This window comes from Promineifilum sp. (SeqCode) (genome assembly GCF_041918635.1).
Classification (GTDB): domain Bacteria; phylum Chloroflexota; class Anaerolineae; order Promineifilales; family Promineifilaceae; genus Promineifilum.
In genome coordinates, this window is the sequence record NZ_JAYRVJ010000017.1 from 1 (window position 1) to 3453 (window position 3453).

The 3453-nt window shown below is 65.3% G+C and carries 4 protein-coding genes; 3 read left to right on the forward strand and 1 reads right to left on the reverse strand.

The window, feature by feature from the left end; all coding sequences use genetic code 11:
- A partial coding sequence (mutL, locus tag ACE3UY_RS00745; RefSeq protein ID WP_374685644.1) for a DNA mismatch repair endonuclease MutL occupies window positions 1-330 on the reverse strand: 330 nt, incomplete at its 3' end.
- A gap of 168 nt (window positions 331-498) precedes the next feature.
- On the opposite strand from mutL, the gene ACE3UY_RS00750 reads away from it, so the two are divergent.
- The 3 genes from ACE3UY_RS00750 to ACE3UY_RS00760 all read left to right on the forward strand — a co-directional run bounded on the left by ACE3UY_RS00750 (window position 499) and on the right by ACE3UY_RS00760 (window position 3441).
- Window positions 499-1101, forward strand: coding sequence for a hypothetical protein (locus ACE3UY_RS00750; RefSeq protein WP_374685645.1), 603 nt, complete (start codon window positions 499-501; stop codon window positions 1099-1101).
- Window positions 1102-1172: 71 nt separating this feature from the next.
- On the forward strand, window positions 1173-2021 hold the full coding sequence (locus ACE3UY_RS00755) for an alpha/beta hydrolase (protein ID WP_374685646.1): 849 nt from the start codon (window positions 1173-1175) through the stop codon (window positions 2019-2021).
- 238 nt (window positions 2022-2259) lie between these two features.
- A complete protein-coding gene (locus ACE3UY_RS00760) occupies window positions 2260-3441 on the forward strand; it encodes a BMP family ABC transporter substrate-binding protein (protein WP_374685647.1) in 1182 nt (393 codons plus the stop codon).
- Window positions 3442-3453 lie beyond the last annotated feature (12 nt).

The window sequence follows — 3453 nt, forward strand, 5'->3', positions numbered from 1 at the left end:
GATGGTCAGTTGGCTGACGGCGGCGATGGCCGCCAGCGCCTCGCCGCGAAAGCCCAGGGTGCGGATGGCGTGCAGGTCGTCGGCCGAATTCAGCTTCGAGGTGGCGTGGCGCAGGAAAGCCGTCTCGATCTCCGACGCCTCAATGCCGCTACCGTTGTCGGCCACCTGGATCAGTTGCCGGCCGCCGCCGCGCACGTCGATGGTGATGGCCGTCGCCCCGGCGTCGATGGCGTTCTCGACCAGTTCCTTGACGACGGAGAACGGCCGCTCGACCACCTCGCCGGCGGCGATCTGGGAGGCGAGCTGGTCGGATAACACATGGATGGGCATGGGGCAGATTGTACCAGATCGGAGGCGGGGGGGCAGGGGAGCGGGGGGAAAGGGAACAGGGGCAGAGGCGCGGGGCACTTTCTTTCGCTCCCCTGCACCCCGCCCCTCTGCCCCCTTGCTCCAAGAATCTGCCATTTTGCGGTTGAAAGGCGTATACTATGACTTCTAATGCTTCGGCTGCTCGCTCTCTCCCTGCTGCTCTTGGCTGCCTGCGCTTCCTGTGCCAGAGCGCCGGCCGCGCTCAACCCGCAACCGGCGGCCACAGCCGAGACGCCTCAGGGCATACGTGCTACTTCGCCTGCCCTCGCATTGCGCGCCACCTGGGAGGCGCTCGACCTAAACAGTCCGCGGGAGAGTTTCACCTGGGCAATGGGCGCGCTCAACGGCATCTTGACGGAGAATGAGCCGGACAGCTTCGCTGGCCTGTGGATCCTGCCGACATCGCCGGAGCGGGCCGCCGTGGCCTTCACCGAGGCGGGCGCGGAGACGCTCCAACCCTACCTGGAGGGCCTGCCCTACGCCGACCGTATCGAAGTTCGGACGGCCGAACACTCCTTGCAGGCGTTGCAACAGACCAAGCTGGATCTGTTTCAGCGCGTCACCGACCTGGGCTTCGAGGCCATCGCCTCTACGGACGTACCCACCAATCGCGTGGTGATCGAGGTGCTCGCGAGAGAGGAAGTGCTGGCGGCTCTGGAACGGGAGGGCATCCCCTTGCCGCCCTACGTTGAGATCGTCGAGATCGAGGGCATGGTCACGCCGGAAGGCTAAACGGCGCGCTCGCGGTGGTTGCCGAGAACGATGGGGTTCTCTATACTCGCCGCTGCGAGGTAACCGTCCATATGCCCTTTCAACCTACCTACGACGTACCGGCCGAGCGCCGGGCTTACACGCTGCCTGCGTCTGAACCAACCGAGCCCGGCCATCGCATCGGCGTGCTCATCCTCCACGGCTTCATGGGCAGCCCGCTCAGTTCCCGGCCGCTGGCGGAGCACCTGAACCAGCACGGCCTGTTCGTCCACTGCCCGCTGCTGCCCGGCCACGGCCACTACCCTGACAAGCTGGCCGGGGCGGGGCGGCGGGCGTGGCTGGCCGAGGCGGAAGAGGCGTACCACGTGGTTCGCTCCCACAGCGACGAGATTTTCACCATCGGCCACTCGATGGGCAACATCCTGGCCGCCCACGTGGCGCTGAAGTTCGGCGGCGTGCGCGGCATGGCCATGCTGGCCCCCATCTGCGACGTGCCCGACCGGCGGCTGCGGCTGGTGCGCTACGCCCGCTTCTTCCTGCCCTGGTACTACCCCCACAAGAGCAAGCGCGAGAGCATGCAACAACTGGTGCGCGAGCGCGTGCTCGACTTCGACCCGACGATCGACTTCGACGACCCGGCGTTCCAGGCGACGCTGCCGGTGCTCAGCCGCGTCCCTCTGTCGGGTATGCACGAGATGGTGAGTACGATCGAGCACGGCCGGACGCTCTGGCCGCGGCTCGACGTGCCGGTGCGCATCTATGCCGGAGAGGACGACCACGCCGCCCCGCCAGCGAATGCCCAGCAGATCTTCGCTGTCCTGCCGGGGAAGGATAAGCAGTTGACCATCTATCCCCACGCCGGCCACGAACTCATGCGCCCCTTCGAGCCGGCGCATGAGGCGGTGTGGGCGTCCATCCTGAATTTCATCTGTAGTGGCTAGGTTTTTGGGACTTGGGAAGCGCGCTCTCCCATAACCCCTGGTCCCTGGAACCTGGCCCCCATTATTTGTCTTTTGACGCAAGCTGGGCCACAATACGCCAATGCGGGCAAGGTAGGGCAGCAGATATGTCCGCGGAACGCCGTCTGTGGCGCCACCTAACCAAACGCCTGTTCTGTGAACCCACTTGCCCGTTCGTTGACATCCCATTTGTTTTGCGCAACAAGGAGAAGAGACAGAAATGAAGCGAATTGCACTGTTGCTTACCGGATTGCTGCTTCTGGCGTTGCTCGTCACCGCCTGTGGCGGCGGCGCTGAGCCGGCCGTTGAAGAGGCAGCCAATGAGGCCGGTCAGGCCGTTGAAGGAGCGGCTACCGAAGTGAGCGAGGCGGTCGAAGAGGTCGCCCCAACTGAAGCGCCGGCCGAAGAGGTCGCTCCCACCGAGGAAGCTCCGGCCGAGGAAGCGGGCGGCGAAGCTGATTGCGCCGCCGAAGATGTCCTGTGCATTGGCCTGGTGACGGACGTCGGCGAAGTGGACGACAAGTCGTTCAACCAGTCGGCCTGGGAAGGCGCGCAGCAGGCCGCCGAAGCGCTGGGCGCGGCTGAGGTCAACTTCATCGAGACCAAGGACGCCAAGGACTATGGCGCCAACATCGCCCTGTTTGCCGATCAGGGGTATGACGTTATCGTCACCGTCGGTTTCGCCATGGGCGAGGCGACGGTTGAAGCCGCCGGCACTTACCCGGACATCGACTTCATCGGCGTCGACCAGTTCCAGGGCGATACGATCGCCAATCTGACCGGTCTGGTCTTCAACGAAGACCAGGCGGGCTATCTGGCCGGCGTGCTGGCCGCTTCCATGAACGAGAGCGGCACCATCGCCTCCGTGCTCGGCACCAACCTGGTTCCGCCGGTCGTGGCCTTCAACGAGGGCTACAAGAACGGCGCGCTGTCGGTCAACCCCGACATCACCATCATCGATACCTACCATCCCGGTGGCCTCGATGTGGCCTTCACCGACCCGGAGTGGGGCGCCAGCACGGCCCAGCAGGCCATCGGCAACGGCGCGGACGTCGTCTTCGGCGCGGGCGGTAAGACCGGCAACGGCGCCCTCATCGAGACGGCCGGCCAGGAAGGTGTGTGGTGCATCGGCGTCGACACCGACCAGTGGGAAACCGTGCCCGAGGCCCATGCCTGCCTCATCTCCAGCGCCATGAAGCTCATCACCCCCGGCGTCGTTGATCTGGCTACTCTGTCGGCTAACGGCGAATTCCCCGGCGGCAACTTCTTCGGCGCGGTCGGCTTGGCCCCGTTCCACGAGCATGAGGACGCGGTTCCGCAGGAAGTCAAAGACCTGTTGTCCGCGACCGAAGCGGGCCTGCAGGACGGCTCTATCACCACCGGCTACACCCCGGGTGGCTAATCGGAGCGATGA